This window comes from Bradyrhizobium guangxiense (genome assembly GCF_004114915.1).
GTDB classification, from domain to species: Bacteria; Pseudomonadota; Alphaproteobacteria; order Rhizobiales; family Xanthobacteraceae; genus Bradyrhizobium; species Bradyrhizobium guangxiense.
Genome location: NZ_CP022219.1, coordinates 4,658,318 through 4,673,992 on the forward strand (window position 1 = coordinate 4,658,318; position 15,675 = coordinate 4,673,992).

Annotated in this window: 15 protein-coding genes; 6 read left to right on the plus strand and 9 right to left on the minus strand. The window is 63.1% G+C overall.

The annotated features are described in order from the left end of the window. Positions 1-96: 96 nt before the first annotated feature. The gene (locus X268_RS22295) at positions 97-933 is read right to left on the minus strand and encodes an enoyl-CoA hydratase family protein (RefSeq protein ID WP_128926913.1); all 837 of its coding nucleotides are present in this window, start codon (positions 931-933) and stop codon (positions 97-99) included. Positions 934-976: 43 nt separating this feature from the next. Beyond that, positions 977-1,738, minus strand: a complete 762-nt coding sequence (locus X268_RS22300) for an SDR family NAD(P)-dependent oxidoreductase (RefSeq protein WP_128926914.1) — start codon at positions 1,736-1,738, stop codon at positions 977-979. Between the two features lie 195 nt (positions 1,739-1,933). Here X268_RS22300 and X268_RS22305 point away from each other — a divergent pair, with 195 nt between their 5' ends. From X268_RS22305 to X268_RS22325, 5 genes are read left to right on the plus strand one after another with little or no spacing between them, the layout of a single operon-like run. Next, positions 1,934-2,749, plus strand: a complete 816-nt coding sequence (locus tag X268_RS22305) for an alpha/beta fold hydrolase (protein ID WP_128926915.1) — start codon at positions 1,934-1,936, stop codon at positions 2,747-2,749. Between the two features lie 12 nt (positions 2,750-2,761). Further along, a complete protein-coding gene (locus X268_RS22310) occupies positions 2,762-4,051 on the plus strand; it encodes an acyl-CoA dehydrogenase family protein (protein ID WP_128926916.1) in 1,290 nt (429 codons plus the stop codon). A gap of 2 nt (positions 4,052-4,053) precedes the next feature. After that, positions 4,054-5,580 (plus strand): class I adenylate-forming enzyme family protein, encoded by a 1,527-nt coding sequence (locus tag X268_RS22315; protein WP_128926917.1) that lies wholly within the window; start codon positions 4,054-4,056, stop codon positions 5,578-5,580. Next, complete coding sequence (locus X268_RS22320; protein ID WP_128926918.1) at positions 5,577-6,665, plus strand: NAD/NADP-dependent octopine/nopaline dehydrogenase family protein; 1,089 nt, start codon at positions 5,577-5,579, stop codon at positions 6,663-6,665. The genes X268_RS22315 and X268_RS22320 overlap by 4 nt, the downstream gene beginning before the upstream one ends. A 3-nt stretch (positions 6,666-6,668) precedes the next feature. Next, positions 6,669-7,661, plus strand: coding sequence for a 3-hydroxybutyryl-CoA dehydrogenase (locus X268_RS22325; RefSeq protein ID WP_128926919.1), 993 nt, complete (start codon positions 6,669-6,671; stop codon positions 7,659-7,661). On the opposite strand, the gene X268_RS22330 is transcribed toward X268_RS22325, so the two are convergent. The 6 genes from X268_RS22330 to X268_RS22355 all read right to left on the minus strand — a co-directional run bounded on the left by X268_RS22330 (position 7,658) and on the right by X268_RS22355 (position 14,016). Next, entirely contained in the window at positions 7,658-8,704 is a 1,047-nt protein-coding gene (locus X268_RS22330) for a 2,5-dihydroxypyridine 5,6-dioxygenase NicX family protein (RefSeq protein ID WP_128926920.1), read from the minus strand. The two genes, X268_RS22325 and X268_RS22330, sit on opposite strands and share 4 nt — an antisense overlap. 35 nt (positions 8,705-8,739) lie before the next feature. Continuing rightward, positions 8,740-9,504 carry an ABC transporter permease gene (locus X268_RS22335; RefSeq protein WP_128929346.1) on the minus strand — a complete coding sequence of 255 codons (765 nt, stop codon included), beginning with the start codon at positions 9,502-9,504 and terminating at the stop codon, positions 8,740-8,742. Next, on the minus strand, positions 9,504-10,289 hold the full coding sequence (locus tag X268_RS22340) for an ABC transporter permease (RefSeq protein ID WP_128926921.1): 786 nt from the start codon (positions 10,287-10,289) through the stop codon (positions 9,504-9,506). The genes X268_RS22335 and X268_RS22340 overlap by 1 nt, the downstream gene beginning before the upstream one ends. After that, positions 10,286-11,131 (minus strand): ABC transporter ATP-binding protein, encoded by an 846-nt coding sequence (locus X268_RS22345; protein WP_128926922.1) that lies wholly within the window; start codon positions 11,129-11,131, stop codon positions 10,286-10,288. Before X268_RS22345 ends, X268_RS22340 begins: the two co-directional genes overlap by 4 nt. Before the next feature lie 121 nt (positions 11,132-11,252). Then, positions 11,253-12,947 (minus strand): dihydroxy-acid dehydratase, encoded by a 1,695-nt coding sequence (gene ilvD / locus X268_RS22350; protein WP_128926923.1) that lies wholly within the window; start codon positions 12,945-12,947, stop codon positions 11,253-11,255. Between the two features lie 85 nt (positions 12,948-13,032). After that, the gene (locus tag X268_RS22355) at positions 13,033-14,016 is read right to left on the minus strand and encodes an ABC transporter substrate-binding protein (RefSeq protein ID WP_164937863.1); all 984 of its coding nucleotides are present in this window, start codon (positions 14,014-14,016) and stop codon (positions 13,033-13,035) included. A gap of 166 nt (positions 14,017-14,182) precedes the next feature. On the opposite strand from X268_RS22355, the gene X268_RS22360 reads away from it, so the two are divergent. Further along, on the plus strand, positions 14,183-15,091 hold the full coding sequence (locus tag X268_RS22360; protein WP_164937864.1) for an NAD(P)-dependent oxidoreductase: 909 nt from the start codon (positions 14,183-14,185) through the stop codon (positions 15,089-15,091). Positions 15,092-15,113: 22 nt separating this feature from the next. Here X268_RS22360 and X268_RS22365 read toward each other — a convergent pair whose 3' ends face one another. After that, the gene (locus X268_RS22365; RefSeq protein ID WP_128926925.1) at positions 15,114-15,671 is read right to left on the minus strand and encodes a flavin reductase family protein; all 558 of its coding nucleotides are present in this window, start codon (positions 15,669-15,671) and stop codon (positions 15,114-15,116) included. Between the last annotated feature and the right edge of the window lie 4 nt (positions 15,672-15,675).

Sequence of the window (15,675 nt, forward strand, 5' to 3'; positions counted from 1 at the left end):
TCGCCAATTCACCCGGCCATGAAACTATTTTAAGCCTAAAATAATTTCACGCAAGCCCCCCGTTGCTGGGGCCAGCCTTCAAACGTGAATGCCGGTTTAGTCGCCCCTGAATACCGGCTTGACCTTGTTGGCGAACGCCTCGAAGGCGCGCTCGAAATCCGCGGTCGTCATGCACAAGGCCTGGGCGACGGCTTCCGCCTCGATCGCCTCCTCCACCGACATGGCCCATTCCATCGCCAGCATCCGCTTGGTCATGGTGTTGGCGAAGGTCGGCCCTTCCGCGACCTGCTTGGCGAGCAATTGGGCCTGGGTCAGCACCTGCTCCGACGTCACGATGCGGCTGAAAAAGCCCCAGCGCTCCCCTTCCTCGGCAGTCATGAACCGGCCGGTATAGAGCAGTTCGGCGGCGCGTGACTGTCCAATGATCCGCGGCAGGATCGCACAGGCGCCCATGTCGCAACCGGCAAGGCCGACCTTGTTGAACAGGAACGCAACTTTTGCCCCACTTGCGGCAAGTCGCATGTCCGAGGCCATGGCGACAATCGCCCCCGCCCCGGCGCAGATGCCCTCGACGGCTGCCACGATCGGCTGGGGGCAGGCCCGCATCGCCTTGACCAGGTCGCCCGTCATCCGCGTGAAGGCGGTCAGCCCCTTGGTGTCCATCTTCACCAGGGGACCGATGATCTCGAACACGTCGCCGCCCGAGGAGAAATTGCCGCCGGCACCGGTGACGACGATGGACTTGACCTCGTCGTCGAACGCGCAGGCGCGGAAGAAATCGGTCAGCTCCCGATAGCTTTCGAATGTCAGCGGATTTTTCCGTTCGGGCCGGTTGAGCGTGACCGTCGCAACGCCCTCGACCACGGCCAGCAGAAAATGCTGCGGCGAATAGCCCGCAAGCGGCACGGTGACGGGATTTGCTGGCCTGCTCATGCGATCTCCTTAGCTTCCTTGTTCCGTGCCCGCGCCTTGCACGCTAGACCTCGCCCCCGGCCACGGCAATCGCCTGCCCGGTGATCGCGCCGGCGCCCTCGCCGCACAGCCAGAGAACCGTGTCTGCCACCTCTTGAGGCGTGATCAGACGTCCTTGCGGATTATGCTTCGCGAGTTCAGCGATCGCCTGCTCACGGCTGCGCCCCGTCTTGCTCATGATGTTCTCGATGCTGCCGGCAACGAGATCGGTGTCCGTGAAGCCGGGACACACCGCATTCACGGTGACATTGCTTCCAGCCATCTCGATGGCGAGAGAACGCACCAGACCGATCACCGCATGCTTGGCCGCGCTGTAAGCACTGACATAGGCATAGCCCTTCAGCCCGGCCGTCGAGGCGATCGCGACAATGCGGCCGTAGGGACGATTTCTCATGCCCGGCAACGCACCGTGGACGGCGTGGACCACGCCCATGAAATTGACATCCATCATGCGCTTGAAAAGGGCAGTGTCCGACTTCGCGAATGGCGCCGATTCAGCGCTGCCCGCATTGGCAACCAGTATGTCGATCGGCTTTCGCGCGCTGACCGCGGCAATGGCGGCCGTCAACGACGCTTCGTTCGAGACGTCAGCGACCGCCGCAAAGTGCGCGGCACCCGTCTTGACCGCCTCATCGAGAACTGCCGCATTCCGGCCAAGCACGGTTACGGTCGCGCCGGCACCGACGAGAGCTGCCGCGATCGCACGGCCGATGCCGCGACCGCCACCGGTCACCAGCGCGTGCGGCGAGTGCGGCAATCCGGACATGCGCTGGCTCCCTCGGATCTCGTGATCGTTGCTCCGATATATTTTAACCTTCAAATTTTTGCAATGAAAGCGGCGCTCGCCGCCGCAAATGCCGCAGCACGAGAGACGGCCCGAAAATTGCTTTAAGTATAAAATTATCGCTTCCCATCCCCGAAAGGCCTGTTAGCATCGAAGGGCCAAGCAAAAGGATGTCGCGTGTCGCAGCCTATGCCAATGATAACAAAGGACAGACGCTTCGCCTATGAAGCGGTGGGCGATCCGAACGCGATACCTCTGATTTTCCTGCATGGCATCGGTGGCGCGGCACGAGCCTGGCGAAGGCAGCTTGCCACATTCGGCAGCCGCTTCCGCGCAATCGCCTGGGATATGCCCGGCTATGGCGGATCAGCGCCGCTCGCCCGGGTCAGCATCACTGCCCTGGCGGAGGCGCTCCAGCAGTTCATCGAGCAGCTCGGCGCAACCAGACCCATCCTGGTCGGTCATTCGATCGGCGGCATGATCGTCCAGAAATGGCTGGCACAGTCCCCAAGACTGGCGCGCGCGGTCGTGCTGGCACAGACCAGCCCTGCCTTCGGCAAGGCCGACGGCGACTGGCAGAAATCATTCATCGCGGCGCGGCTCGGACCGCTCGATCGCGGCGAGACGATGAAATCGCTGGCGCCTTCGCTGGTGAAGGAGCTGGTCGGCGACGATCCCGATTCGGCGGGAATGGAACTCGCGCGCGAATGCATGAGCAGCGTGCCGGAGGCGAGCTATCGCGACATGATGCTGGCCTTGATCGGCTTCGATCAGCGCAGCACGCTTGGCGATATTTCCGTCCCGACGCTGTTGCTGTCAGGATCCAAGGACAACAACGCGCCCGCGCCCATGATGGCGAAGACCGCGACCTACATCCCTGGGGCTCAATATGTTGAGCTCGCCGGCGTCGGCCATCTCGCCAACCTCGAGCGTCCCGACGCCTTCGACGAGGCGATCGACCGCTTCCTGAATTTCGTTACGACCAAAGCGTAAGGTGACCGCGCAATGACCGTGCAAGTCAGCAACACTATCGGCACGACCGACAAGGTCGCGCTGGATGCGCCGATCTTCGATCCCATTGCATTCCGCCTCAGCGACGAGCAGGCCGGCATCATTGCGCGGGCAAGGGAGATCGGCCAGAGCGTGTTCGCCGCGCGCGCCGCCACCTACGATCGCGAGGCGACCTTTCCGATCGAGAACTATCGCGACCTGCATCGCGTCGGCCTGCTCGGCATCGCCGTTCCCAAGAAGCACGGCGGGCTCGGCGCGGATTACCAGACCTATGCCTTGGCCGCCGCCGAGATCGGCCGCTATTGCGGCGCGACCGCGCTGACCTGGAACATGCACGTGTGTTCGACCCTGTGGTCGGGCCCCCTCGCGGACGATCTCGACATGGATACTGCGACCCGTGACGAGCACGAACGGCGGCGGGCAATCCACTACAAGCGCATCGTCCAGGACGGCGCGATCTATTCGCAACCCTTCTCCGAAGGCGGCGCCGCGGCCGCGGGCGGCGTCGCATTCGGCACGGAAGCAAGGCCGGTCTCGGGCGGCTGGATCGTCAACGGCAAGAAGATCTTCGCATCGCTCTCCGGCCACGCGGACTATTACGGCGTCCTCTGCACCGAGATCGAGGAGGGCGAGAAGGCGTCTCGACGCAACACGCTTTACCTCGCGGTATCGGCAAAATCTGAGGGCGTCTCGGTCGTCGGTGATTGGGACCCGCTCGGCATGCGCGGAACAGTTTCGCGGACGCTCCTGTTCAAGGACGTGTTCGTGCCCGAGGATTCTGCACTGATGCCGCGCGGTGTCTATTTCCAAGCCGCGATGCGCTGGCCGCACATGTTCCTGACCTTGTCGCCGACTTATATGGGCCTCGCACAAGCCGCCTACGACTTCACCGTGCGATATTTGCGTGGCGAGGTTCCGGGCATGCCGCCGGTCAAGCGGCGGATGTACCCGACCAAGCAGATCGCGGTTGCGCAGATGCAGATCAAGCTGGAGCAGATCAAGGGGATCTGGTTCCAGGCCGTCACCGAAGCCCGTGCCAATCCGAGCAAGGAGCAGGTGCTGCGAGCTTATGCCGCGCAATATTCGGTGATGGAGGGCGCCAATGAGCTTGCCGCGCTTGCGATCCGCACCTGCGGCGGTCAGGCCATGCTCCGCTCGCTGCCGCTGGAGCGAATCTATCGCGATAGCCGCTGCGGCTCGCTGATGCTGCCCTGGACGGCCGAGCTATGCCTCGATCGCATCGGGCGCGAAGCGCTGTACGAGGCCGGCGAGACGGACGACTGACGGTGGATCTCTGCAGTCTGATCGATCGCAACGCGGCGTTCGCGCCAGACAAGACGGCCATTGCCTTCGAGGGGCAACGGCTGAGCTACGCGGCGTTCGCCGCACGCATCGAGCGGACCGCGACGGCATTGAAGCAGGAGCTCGGCGTCGGCCGCGGCGACCGCGTCGCCGTCCTGAGCCTGAACCGGCCCGATTATTTGGTTCTGCTTTATGCATGCGCGCGACTTGGCGCGATGCTGGTACCGCTGAACTGGCGGCTCGCTATCGCCGAGCAACTCTTCATTCTCACAGACGCGGGCGCCAAGGTGCTGGTGCTCGAACGGGCGTTCGAGGGCGTTCTCCCCGAGCTTGCGCCGGGGATAGCCGTTGTGGGCCTCGATTTCGTGCCGCCGCGCGGCAAGACATTCGAAGACTTGTTGCTTTGCGGCGATGGCGGTGGACGCAACCCGCACACCGATCTCTCATGCCCCCTCCTGATCGTCTACACCTCGGGAACGACCGGGCGGCCAAAGGGCGCGGTGCTGCGCCAGGAGGCGCTGTTCTGGAACGGCGTCATGAGCCAGCACATGCACAACATGACGTCCGACGACCACGTGTTGACGGTGCTGCCATTCTTCCACGTCGGCGGCCTCAACATCCAGACCACGCCGGCATTGCAGCTGGGCGCAACCGTGACGGTCCATGCGCGCTTCACACCGGATACCGCGCTTGCAGCCATTGAACGGGAACGGCCGACGCTCACGGTGATGGTGCCCGCGATCATCCAGGCGGTGAGCGAACATCCCGCTTGGCCTACTACCGACCTATCGTCGCTCAAGGCCGTCGCCACGGGCTCGACCATCGTGCCGCCACACCTGATCGACCGCTTTGTCGCCCGGGGCGTACCGGTGCTTCAAGTCTACGGTTCGACGGAAACCTGCCCGATCGCCGTCTACACGCGGCTTGGTGGCGACCTTTCGCGCGCGGGATCAACCGGTCTTGCCGGTCTGTGCTGCGAAGCCAAGGTGATCGACCAGGCCGGAAACGAATCGCTCGCGGGCACGCCGGGCGAGATCGCGGTGCGTGGGCCGAACGTGTTCTTTGAATATTGGGGTAATGAGGCTGCAACGCGCGACGCGTTGCATGACGGCTGGTATCGCACCGGCGATATCGGCCTGCGCGACGCCGACGGCTATTTCTGGGTCCGCGACCGCAAGAAGAACATGATCATTTCAGGCGGAGAGAACGTCTACCCGGCCGAGGTCGAGCGCGTCCTGCTCGAACACCCCGATGTCAGCGAATGCGCCGTGATCGGCCGGCCGGACCCGCGTTGGGACGAGGTGCCGATCGCTTATGTCATTGCGAGATCCGGCTGCCGGCTCGAAGCGGACGAACTGAGGACGCATCTTCAGGCGCAGCTCGCACGCTACAAGGTTCCGCGCGAGATCGTCTTCGTCACCGACCTGCCGCGCACGGCGCTGGGCAAGGTCCAGCATTTCCTGCTGAAGCAGCTTGATACGCAATCGCGCGCGCAAGGAGGAGCATCTTGAAGATCGCGGTTCTGGGTGGGGGAAACGGCTCTTTCGCGGCCGCGGGCGATTTTGCGCTGTCGGCGCATGAGGTGCGGCTCTGGCGCCGCGATGCCGATCAGGTCGCGGCGCATCGCGCCGCCGGCTCGCGCATCCTGGTGAAGGATCACAACGGCCGCCACGACGTGAAGCTGGCGCTGGTCACGACCGACATCGCCGAGGCCGTCGACGGCGTCGAGCTGATCCTGTGCCCGGCCCCTGCCTTCGCGCAAGCAGATATCGCACGCTTGCTCGCGCCGCATCTGCGGGACAGTCAGGTCGTCTTTCTGCCGCCGGCGACATTCGGCTCGATGATCTTCGCGCAGGCAGCGCGTGAGGCCGGCAACCATGCGAAGGCAAGCTTTGCCGAAACCGGCACGCTGCCGTGGCTGACCCGCAAGCACGGGCCGTTCGAGGTCGCCATCACCATCCGTGCCAAGCGGCTTCCGGTCGGCGTGTTCCCGCTTGACGAGGCGCCCTATGCCCTCGAAGTGATCGGACGTGCTTTTCCCGATGCGATCGAGGCGTGCGGAGATGCGCTGTCCGGCGCGCTGATGAACGCGGGACCCATCATCCATCCGCCGTTGATCGTGATGAATGCCGGCCCGATCGAGCATTTCGAGCGCTGGGACATTCACAAGGAAGGCACGCAGGCCGCTATTCGTCGGGTCACCGACGCACTAGACGCCGAGCGGATCGCCGTGCGCGAAGCACTCGGCTACGGCGCGCCGCATTTTCCGCTCGCCCATCACTACGCCAAGGAAGGCGAGATCTGGATGTATGGCCGCGGCTCGCACGACCGGTTGACCGATTCCGGCGACTGGCGCGAGCGGATCGTGCTGACCGAGCACCGCTACATGCGGGAGGATCTGCGGCTAGGACTGTCACTGCTGGCTTCCGTCGCTGGTCTCGCTGGCGTCGCGACGCCGCTCGCCAAAGCGTTCCTGTCGATCGGCGGCGCGATCTGCGGCGAGGATTTTGCGCGAGGCGGCCGAACGCTCGAGACGCTGGGGCTCGACAATCTCAACAAGGCTGAATTGCAGACCTTGCTTCGCAATGGATTCTGATCAATGACGAATCGCGCCAATATCGCCTGTCTCGGCGCTGGCCGCATGGGCCGTGGGATTGCCGTCGCCTTCGCCTATGCGGGGCATCACGTCACGATGATCGACGTCAAGGCTCGCTCAGTAGAGGAGTTTGCCAGGCTGGAGGCGGACGCACTCGCCGAGGTCAGGACGACCTTCACCAGCCTGTCGAAGCTGGGGCTGCTGACCGAGGCAGATGTTGATCCGCTGATCGCGCGGGTCTCGGTGACCCCGGCGAACCGAAGCGATGCGGCGTTGGCGGAAGCCGGAATGGTCTTCGAGGGAGTTCCTGAAGTGGTCGAGCTCAAGCGAGAGGTGCTGGGGGCGGCTTCAAAACAGGTCGGCCCCGACACGATTATCGCATCGACGACCTCGACCATCCTCGTCGACGATCTCTCAGGCGCGATCGTGAATCCGCACCGCTTTCTCAACGTGCACTGGCTCAATCCGGCCTATCTGATCCCGCTTGTCGAGATTTCGCCCGGGAAAGCCACAGATCTCGCCATCATCGAGGAGGTCAAGGCTCTGCTCGAAGGCATTGGTAAGGTGCCCGTGGTCTGTGCCGCGACGCCCGGCTTCATCGTTCCGCGCATCCAGGCACTGGCGATGAACGAAGCCGCACGCATGGTCGAGGAAGGCGTCGCTAGCGCGGAAGAGATCGACAAGGCGATTCGCTACGGCTTCGGCTTCCGCTACGCCGTGCTCGGGCTGCTCGAATTCATCGATTGGGGCGGCGGCGACATCCTCTTCTACGCGAGCCGGTATCTCGAGGGTGCGCTCGGCAGTGACCGCTATCGAGCGCCGGAGGTCATTTCCCGCAACATGCATGAAGGCCGGATCGGCCTGCGCACGGGCGCAGGCTTTCTCGATTATTCCGGATTGGACGTGGACGCCTATCGCGCGAAGCGACTGCAGGCCATGGTCGACCTGCTCCGTCACTTCGAACTGGCACGCCCTCCGGTGCTCGACCACAACTAGCCGAAGACGTCCTGGAGCACGCCCTCCCGGACCACGGCAACGCCATCGAGCTCGATCGTCGTTCCCATCATCGGCAGGTCGAAATGCCCCGCCGTGTAGCGGCCGGCGAACTCGTTGGCGCCGGTCGAGAACAGGAAATTGCCGGAGACGGCGCGAATTTCCGTGCCGTTGGTGTCGCGTTGGTCGTACATCGAGAGCGCCTCATAACGCGCCCCGGGATTCATGCCGAAGCCGACATGCGACACGGCATAGGCCTCGCGGTCGCCCCAGGCAGCGAGATAGGCGCGCATCATCGCGGCATCCGTGCCCTCGCCTTCAAGCTCGACGACATAGTCGTCCTTCAGCGTCATCTTCACAGCCGACGTCAGGTAGCGTTTGAAGGTGAGATTGATGTCGCCCGGCGCCATCACCAGCGTGCCGTTGATGGTTCGGCTCTTGGGGAAGCTGACGACGATTCCACCAGGCCAATGCGCCAGCGTTCCGGGTTTATCGGTCCAGCCCCACACACCGACCGTAGACGCACCGACCATGTCGACGTCGAGCGCCGTGCCGGCGTTCGAGGTCACCCGCATCCGCTTGGTCCCTCGCAGCATCTTCGCCGCCGCCCGAACGCGTTTCTCGAGCGCCGAATCCGGCACCATCCGCTCCAGCGCCTCGGGATGCTCGTTGGAGATCACCAGGATCCGAGCGCCGGCCTTGAGGATCTCCGGCGTCTCCACCGCATGCATCAGACCCTCGATGGTGCAATCCACCACGAAGCCAGCCTGCTGAAGCGCGGTGATGACCGGGCCAAGCTTCTGGATCGCCTCACTCGCCCCCGTGGAACGAACCGGAACGATGTTTCGGTTGCGCGGTGTCGGCATCACGACGTGAAACGGCCGCGCCCCCATGCGCAGCAGGGCAAGCTCCGCCAGATGAACATTCAAGGCCCGCGATTGGGTTTCCGAGAGGATCGCCGCGGTATCGCCGGGCTTGACGGCGCAACGTTCGAAGATCTCGCAGAATGCGTCGATCCATTTTGCCTCGATGCGATCAGCCAGCATAGTTCACTCCCGGTCTTGTTTCTTCTTCCTCCAGATCACGCTTCTGGAAAACCCCGCAAGAGGTAAGACCGCAAAGCACCCAATAGGGCGTTCAGGATCAACCCCAACAGCGAGATCGTGATCAGCGGCACGAACATGTCGACGGCCTGGAAAGTACGGGCGGCGGTCACGAGCGCGTGCCCCAGCCCGTCCGTCGACGTGATCATTTCGGCCAGAAACACCACGATGCAGGAAATGACAAGCCCGATCCGGCATCCGGTCAGGATTGACGGCATCGCCGCTGGCAGTACCACCTTGAACAGAATTGCTGTGCGCGGCGTTCCCGCCGCCATGGCCGACCAGATCAGCTTCTGCTCGACGGTCGATGCACCATAATAGGTCGAGAGCAGAATGGGAAAGAGCGCATCCGCAGTCACCAATGTGATCTTCGAGCCGTGGCCAAATCCGAGCAGGAGCAGGAGTGCCGGATAGAGCGCAACCTTGGGCAGCGGCGCCAGCACGCGGACGATCGGCCGAACCACGGCATTGATCGCGGGACTAGCGGCGGCGGCAATGCCGATACCGACGCCGAGCACGACCGCAATCGCAAACCCTGCAAACAGACGGACCAGCGTTGCCGCGATCTCCTGCTGAAACGCAAACGTCACGAGTTGTTGAAGCAGCCGGCTGAAGACAAAGCCCGGTGGCGGCAGCAAGACCGCGGGCGCAAAGCCGAACGACACCAGGGCCTGCCACAGGGCGATGACCAGCGCGAGGGGGGCAATCCCAAGAAGAACATTCGGGGAAAAAACGCGAGACATCACGAAAAGCTCAGCGGCATGTCGAACTGCGGCTCGGACCAACGCACAAGCCTGGCACGAATCCGTTCGAAAATCGCATCGAGACAGATTCCCATCGCCCCCACGACGATGATCATCGCAAAGACGGTGTCGTATTGTCCCATGTCCAGCGCATTGAACAGGATATTCCCGGCGCCGGACTGGCGGGCGATCATTTCGCTGGTGATCATCGTGATCAGTGCCAGCACTAGCCCCGTGCGGCATCCAGTCAGAATTTCCGGCAGCGCCGCAGGCAACACGATCCGCACCAGGCGTTGTAGGGGCGAGAGCCCCATCGCGGCACCTGACCACAGCATCTTCTCTTCGACGGCCTTGGCACCTTCGAAGCTATGGTAAATCACGGGCAGGCTGACACCGAGAAAAATCACCAGCGTCTTGGTGATATCGCCGACACCCAGCCAGAGCATGATGATCGGCATCAAGGCAGCCTTCGGCACTGGATAGATCACCATCAGGAGCGGATTGAAAAACGCCGCGACGCCCCGGCTGCGTCCCATCAACAGGCCGAGCGGAATCGAAACCAGTACCGCCAGACAGAACCCAAGCGCCATGCGGCGCAGCGAGGCCAGGATGTTGATGAGGGAGTCCTTGTCGCCAAGAATATCGGGGATTGCCCGGATCGCCTCGATCGCTGTCGGGAAACTGTCGTTCTTCAGCGCGAGCGAGGCAACCTGCCACACCGCCAGCAAACCGATACAGGCCAGCACCGGAGCGGCTCTTCTGATCGAGACACTCGGCGACATCATGAGGCAGGCCCGGATTTGTCGCTTTCATCGAACATGCGCTCGATATCGACGACGTACTTCTGGTAGCGCGGATCGAGCAACAGCTCGTTTCGGCGGCGCGGCCGCGGCAGATCGATATCGATGACCTCTCGGATGCGACCGGGAGATTTCGACATCATGACGACCTTGTCGGAGAGAAAGACGGCTTCGTCGACTGAATGGGTGACGAACAATACGGTCTTGCGATCGCGCTCCCAGATGTTGAGAAGGTCGTTCTGCAGGCGCGTCCTGGTGTGCGCGTCGAGTGCACCGAACGGCTCGTCCATCAGCAGAACTTCGGGATGGTAGGCGAGCGTCCGTGCCAGCGCCACGCGCTGTTTCATGCCGCCCGACAGCTCCTTGGGATAGAAGTTCTCATAGCCCTTGAGGCCGACCATTTCGATCAAGACGCGGCTCTGCGCTTCCGCTTCGGCAGCCCGCACGCCTTGTTGGCGCGGGCCGTACATCACATTACCCAGCACGGTCTTCCAGGGAAACAGCGCAAACTCCTGAAACACCGGTCCGCGATCTGGGCCAGGGCCTGTGATCCCCCGCCCCTTCATCTTCGCCGCGCCGCTGGTCGGGTTGATAAAACCACCGACGATATAGAGCAGGGTCGACTTGCCGCATCCGGACGGGCCCAGAATGGAGACGAATGCGCCCTCCTCGATCGTCAGCGAAATGTCCGAAAGCGCGACATGATCCCTGCGCGCCGAGGTCTTGAAGACCTGCGAGACCTGGTCGATCTCGATGATTGCAGAAGCCGGCTCTCGTGACGTCACCGGGCTCACCCGTTCCTTCGATCTCGCAGGCACTACCGTCATCCCGTCTCGCCTCACTCACGCGAACTTCCCTCGACGAACCCGCTGAACCTGCTCGGTCAGCGGCACGAGCTTAGCAAGAAGCCTGCCAGACAGGACGACGTTTTCGCACAGGCGCAATACATCATTCGAACCAGGGCCATTCCGCGGGGCCTTCATGCGTAACGGCTCCGCCCGGCGCCTGCCCCACCAGCCGGGCATACTTTGCAAGCGCCCCTGCACGGTGACGCGGTGGACGCTGCTTCCAATCGCGGCGCCGCGCGGTCAGCTCATGTTCGTCAAGCAGGACATCCATTCGTCGATTGGCGGCATCGATCCGGATCCCGTCACCGTCGCGAACGAGTGCCAGCGGACCGCCGACAAATGCTTCGGGAGACACGTAACCGATGCACATGCCGCGGGTGGCGCCGGAGAACCGGCCATCGGTGATCAGCGCCACCTTTTCGCCCATGCCCTGCCCGTAGATCAGCGCGGTAACGCCGAGCATCTCACGCATGCCGGGACCACCGACCGGTCCCTCATTGCGGATCACGAGAACTTCGCCCGCCTTGTAAGTGCGATCCCGAACCGCTTTGACACAGGCTTCCTCATCTTCGAACACGCGCGCCACGCCTTCGAAGAACTGACTCTTCAAACCTGCGACCTTGATCACGGCGCCGTCGGGGCAGAGATTGCCCTTCAACACCGCCACGCCACCGTCAGGCATGATCGGTGCTCGAGACGCGTAGATCACTTCACCGTCCGGCGCGTTGGCCGTGCCGTATTCTTCAGCAAGCGTACGACCGGTGATGGTGATGCAGCTGCCTTCGATATGCCCACTCTGGATCAGCTCGCGGATCACCACGGCGGCGCCGCCGATGTCATAAACATCCTTCGCTGTGTACTTGCCTCCGGGGCGCAGATTGCCAATCAACGGCGTCCTTGCAAACACCTCACCGACGTCGCCGATCGTGAACGCAATGCCGGCCTCGTTCGCGATCGCCGGCAGATGCAGCGCGGCGTTGGTCGAGCCTCCCGTCGCCGCAACAATCGCCGCGCCGTTCTCCAGGGATTTCCGCGTCACGATGTCGCGCGGTAACGGCCCGCCACGTTCCAGCATCTCCATGATCAGGCGGCCGGCGCGTCGCGAGATCTGGGCACGTTCGGCATAGACGCCGGGCACCATCGAGACGTTGGGCATGGTCAGGCCCATCGCTTCCGAGACCATGCCCATGGTGTTCGCGGTGAACTGACCCGCACATGCGCCGATCGTCGGCAGGCAGGCACGCTCGATCCGCTCGAGCGTGACGCCGTCGATCTCTCCGGTCATGAAGCTGCCGACAGCCTCATAGGAATCGAGCACCGTCAGCATACGCCCGTCAACGCGGCCCGGCAGCGAACTCCCGCCATAGATGAAGATGGAGGGCACGTTGCAGCGAACCATGCCCATCATCACGCCGGGAAGCGTCTTGTCGCATCCGCCGTATCCGATCAACGCGTCGTAGGCGAGGCCATGGACAACGGCCTCGATCGAGTCGGCGATCAGTTCACGCGAAAACAGCGAGAACTTCATGCCCTCATGGTTCATGCTGATGCCGTCAGACACCGATACGGTCGAGAACTCCCGTGGCGTGCCGCCGGCCTCGTCAATCCCGGTTTTGGCCGCCGCCACCTGGAAGTCGTGGGTCATGTTGCAGGGTGTCTGCTCACCCTTCATGCTGACGACGCCCACCATCGGCTTGGCAATCGCAGCGTCGTCGAGCCCCATGGCACGCATGAAGGCCCGGTGCGGGGCCCGGTCGAGGCCGTCTGTCGTGACTCGTGATCGTAGCTTCTTCATGCACGCATTTTCTTCATGCAGCGGCCCGGATGCCGAGACGCCGCGAGATCCTTGGCCGATTGGGCCGGTTTATCCACTCGATCGCCTACTGCAGCGGAGCGACGATCGACGGGTGTTTGAACTGCGCGACATCCAGTTTCGGCAGCATTCCGGTCTCCGCGTAAATGTCCAGCATCTTCTGGATCGCCGGGAAGTTCGGCGCTGCGCCTGGATCACGGCCGAAATCATTGTCCTTGAGCAGATAGGTCTCGAGCACCGGGATAGGCGCCTTCAGCACTTCATTGACGACCTTGAGCGTCTCCTCGCGGTTTGCCAGCGCCTTCTTCATGCCCGACGTGATATCGCGGACATAGGCCTTGACCAGCTCCGGGTTCTTGTCCACGAAATCGGCGCGGCAGGCCTCCAGGATATGCACGATGTTCGGCATGGCCTCCGATAGGGAGAACAGCTTCCTGGTGCCACCCTTGGCCTCCGCGCGGGCGGCAAACGGCTGGTTCATGTTGACGGCATCGACGCGGCCCTGGCGCAGCGCATCCTCGGAGACCGCAAAGCCGACCTCGACCAGTTTGATATCCTTGGCCGGATCGACACCGTTCTGCTTCAGAAGCAAATTGAACGGGCCCTGTGTGCCACCGCCGATCACGGAAATGCCGACCGTCTTGCCCTTGAGATCGGCAATTGACTTGATTGGCGAGTCATCCTTGACGGCCCAATACACCGAGAAGCCGCCAGGCTTCTCGAACACATGCTGCGCCACGATGTAGGCTTTGAGATTGCCGCCGACCACTCCGTTGGAGAGCGACAGCGGCGCCTGCGTCGCGCAGTCCAGTGCGCCGGCTGCCAGGGCCTGCGTCATCGGCGCGGTGCCCTGGAATTGGGTCCATTCGATGTTGTAGGTCTTCCCGATGCTCGGAAATTCAGCTGGGCGACGCATCATCCAGTATTTGGACTCCTCGGCAGGGATCGTCCAGCCGACGCGGATCGTCTGCTGCGCCCATGACGAGCTTGCCCCCGCGCTCACGGCGGCTGCCGCCCCCAAAGCCAGGATCCATTTCGAAACGGTTCGCATCGTGCCCACTCCGCTGCTCCGGCGCCGACCGGCGCCACCCAACCCGACCGCCGCAAATGTTTCATGGTTCAAACAATCAGGCAAGCCATGCGAGGCCGACGGTTTCGCCGCCTGATGCGCAATGTATGGTAAGGCGGCGCCGCGCTGCGACAGAAGGAGACAACCTATGGCTGATGCGAGCAAGGCAAACCCGCAAAGCGCCGAGAGGCTCGGTTATCTCGGCCTCGGGCTGATGGGAACGCCGATGAGCCGGCGGCTGCTCAAGGCTGGCTATCAGGTGACGGTCTGGAACCGTTCGGAGGGCAAGGTGGCTCCGCTTGTCGAGGCCGGCGCCAGCCGTTCGCTCACGCCCCGCGATCTCCTGGCGAGCTCCGATATCGCCTTCATGTGCGTGACGGATGCGGCGGCGGTCGAGGAGGTCATCTTCGGACCCGACGGCCTGGCAGCAGCATCCGGCGCAGGCAAGCTTGTCGTCGATTTCTCGTCGATCCATCCCGACGCTGCACGCGACCTCGCCAAGCGACTAAAGGACACGAATGGTGCCGGCTGGATCGATGCACCGGTGTCCGGTGGGACGAAGGGTGCCGAGGAAGGCACGCTTGCGATCATGGCAGGAGGAGAAGCAGAGGATATCGAGCGTGTCCGACCTTACGTGCTGGCCATGGCGCGCAGGTTCACCCACATGGGCCCGATCGGCGCCGGCCAGACCACAAAACTCTGCAATCAGGTGATCGTCGGTTGCGCGATGGCTGTGCTGGCCGAAGCCACGCGCCTCGCCGTCAACGCCGGAATTGATGCCAACCGCCTGCCCGAAGCGCTCGCCGGCGGCTTTGCGGATTCCATTCCGCTTCAGCTCTTCGTCCCGCGGATGGCGCAAGGCATTCACTCACCACCGCTGGGTCACATTGCCACGATGCTCAAGGATCTCGATACGGTTGCTGACGTCGCGCAGGCGACGTCAACGCCGGTGCCGATGGCCTCGCTCGCGGGACAATTATTCAGGCTGGCGAAGGCCGCACGCGGAGCTGAAGCGGACGCGCTGGAGATCTACAAGCTTTCAGCGGAAACGCCCTAGGCTGTCAAAGCGCAAGAGCACGCTACTTTTTGCGCTCATGGTCCGCGAGAAATCGACCGAACGCACCCCGCGCGAACAGCAGCGGCTCCGTCGCGTTGTAGGTATAGGCCTCGACCGCGCCGAGAAAGATGACGTGGTCGCCGCCATAATAGCGATTCACCGAGCGGCATTGGAAATTGGCGACGCTCTCAGCAAGCACCGGCGCCTGGCCGAGGCCCGGCGCCCAATCAACGCCGGTGAACTTGTCATCCGAGGACTTCGCGAATTTGCTCGCGAGCGCCTGCTGCGAAGCGCCAAGCACGTTGACGGTGAAATGGCTGGCGTTCTGGAAGACAGTCAAGCTCGACGAGTAAACGACCAAGCTCCACAGCACCAGCGGCGGATTTAACGAAACGGAGGCGAACGAATTGCAGGTCAGGCCGTAGGGCTTGCCGTCAGGCGCTGCGGCCGTGATGATCGTCACGCCGGTTGCGTAGGTTCCGAGCGCGTTGCGGAAGTCGCGAGGATCGATCGACGAATTGTCGCTCGCGAGTTCATTGGCTGGATCGGGACCGGCTGGGCGCTGCGGCAGATCATTCATCAGC

Excerpts from the sequence above, each read along its gene's own strand:
- X268_RS22345 (WP_128926922.1), bottom strand. The coding sequence starts at position 11,131 with ATGACGGTAGTGCCTGCGAGATCGAAGGAACGGGTGAGCCCGGTGACG.
- X268_RS22310 (WP_128926916.1), top strand. The coding sequence starts at position 2,762 with ATGACCGTGCAAGTCAGCAACACTATCGGCACGACCGACAAGGTCGCG.
- X268_RS22355 (WP_164937863.1), bottom strand. The coding sequence starts at position 14,016 with ATGCGAACCGTTTCGAAATGGATCCTGGCTTTGGGGGCGGCAGCCGCC.
- X268_RS22330 (WP_128926920.1), bottom strand. The coding sequence starts at position 8,704 with ATGCTGGCTGATCGCATCGAGGCAAAATGGATCGACGCATTCTGCGAG.
- X268_RS22360 (WP_164937864.1), top strand. The coding sequence starts at position 14,183 with ATGGCTGATGCGAGCAAGGCAAACCCGCAAAGCGCCGAGAGGCTCGGT.
- X268_RS22335 (WP_128929346.1), bottom strand. The coding sequence starts at position 9,504 with ATGTCTCGCGTTTTTTCCCCGAATGTTCTTCTTGGGATTGCCCCCCTC.
- X268_RS22300 (WP_128926914.1), bottom strand. The coding sequence starts at position 1,738 with ATGTCCGGATTGCCGCACTCGCCGCACGCGCTGGTGACCGGTGGCGGT.
- X268_RS22325 (WP_128926919.1), top strand. The coding sequence starts at position 6,669 with ATGACGAATCGCGCCAATATCGCCTGTCTCGGCGCTGGCCGCATGGGC.
- X268_RS22340 (WP_128926921.1), bottom strand. The coding sequence starts at position 10,289 with ATGATGTCGCCGAGTGTCTCGATCAGAAGAGCCGCTCCGGTGCTGGCC.
- X268_RS22295 (WP_128926913.1), bottom strand. The coding sequence starts at position 933 with ATGAGCAGGCCAGCAAATCCCGTCACCGTGCCGCTTGCGGGCTATTCG.
- X268_RS22365 (WP_128926925.1), bottom strand. The coding sequence starts at position 15,671 with ATGAATGATCTGCCGCAGCGCCCAGCCGGTCCCGATCCAGCCAATGAA.
- ilvD (WP_128926923.1), bottom strand. The coding sequence starts at position 12,947 with ATGAAGAAGCTACGATCACGAGTCACGACAGACGGCCTCGACCGGGCC.